The following is a 1,193-nucleotide window of genomic DNA, read 5'->3' as shown; positions in this document are numbered from 1 at the left end:
AGACCAGGGTCTCGGGCTTGAGCGTAAACGCGCCGGCCCAGCTGGAGTCCTGGACCCAGCCGCCCGCGACGATGGCGAAGACCAGCAGCCCGACGCCGATCACGCTGGTTTCGACCACGCGGCCCGGTCGGAGTACCCGCAGGTAGAAGCCCATGAACAGGGCGATCGGGATGGTCATGGCGATGGAGAAGGTGCCCCAGGGCGACTTCGCGAGCGCGTTGACGACGACGAGCGCGAGGACACCGAGCAGAATGATCATGATCGAGAAGACGGCCACCAGGGCTGCGACGCCGCCGACGCGGCCGATCTCGTCCCGGGCCATCTGGCCGATGCTCTTCCCGTCGCGGCGCATGGACAGGAACATGACCACCATGTCCTGCACGGCCCCGGCGAAGACGACACCGACAATGATCCAGATGGTGCCGGGCAGGTAGCCCATCTGCGCCGCGAGGACCGGCCCGACCAGCGGCCCGGCGCCCGCGATCGCGGCGAAGTGGTGGCCCAGCAGCACGCGGCGGTCGGTGACGTGGTAGTCGATGCCGTTGTCCAGCCGCTCCGCGGGCGTGGCGCGCCGGTCGTCGACCTTGAGCACGCGCCGGGCGATGAAGCGCGCGTAGAACCGGTAGGCGATCGCGTACGAGCACAGCGCCGCGGCCACCAGCCAGATCGCCGAAATGCTCTCGCCGCGGGCCAGGGCGATGACCCCCCAGGCGATCGCGCCGACGATCGACACGGCTGTCCAGATCACGATGGACCGCAGACCCGGGCGGGCCCGGGTCTGCGGAGTGAAGATGCTCATGCATGCTCTCCAGGGTGGGGGTGTCCGCCTGGACGCGTCCCTGGCGCACGGACCCCAGGGTCCGTGCGCTTCAGCAGCAGATGACTGGCTGTCATCAGCGCCACGCTCAGGAAGATCCAAGCGAACTGGAACCAGTAGAAGAAAGGCAGCCCTGCCAGCCGAGGCGTGGTCCGCGCGTACAGCGGGACCCAGAGGATTGCCACGAGCGGCAGTGTCAGGCCGGTGTAGGCAGCGACTCTGATTGCCTTGCGGAATCTCGCCATCCCGGCCTCCCGAACAGTCGTCGACGATGCCTGAATGTTGCGCACCCATGTCGCACGGTTTACCGACCGATTGCCTCTTGTTTCGTGTCAACCGATCCGGGAGCCTGCGCAACACACAGAGGACTGAGAGG

Annotated in this window: 2 protein-coding genes; both read right to left on the bottom strand. The window is 67.5% G+C overall.

The features are described from left to right. Positions 1-799: carbon starvation CstA family protein (locus ABD332_RS59850; protein ID WP_344516087.1), on the bottom strand; the 799-nt coding region annotated here is incomplete at its 3' end. Next, positions 796-1,062 carry a DUF3311 domain-containing protein gene (locus ABD332_RS59845; protein ID WP_344516089.1) on the bottom strand — a complete coding sequence of 89 codons (267 nt, stop codon included), beginning with the start codon at positions 1,060-1,062 and terminating at the stop codon, positions 796-798. The genes ABD332_RS59850 and ABD332_RS59845, both read right to left, overlap by 4 nt. Between the last annotated feature and the right edge of the window lie 131 nt (positions 1,063-1,193).

This window comes from Dactylosporangium maewongense (assembly GCF_039531485.1).
GTDB lineage: Bacteria > Actinomycetota > Actinomycetes > Mycobacteriales > Micromonosporaceae > Dactylosporangium > Dactylosporangium maewongense.
The sequence above is the reverse complement of the archived record's forward strand: the minus strand, read 5'-3'. Positions and strand labels throughout refer to the sequence as shown.

Bases quoted from the DNA above. Each gene is read 5' to 3' on its own strand.
- ABD332_RS59845 (WP_344516089.1), bottom strand. From the start codon at position 1,062: ATGGCGAGATTCCGCAAGGCAATCAGAGTCGCTGCCTACACCGGCCTG.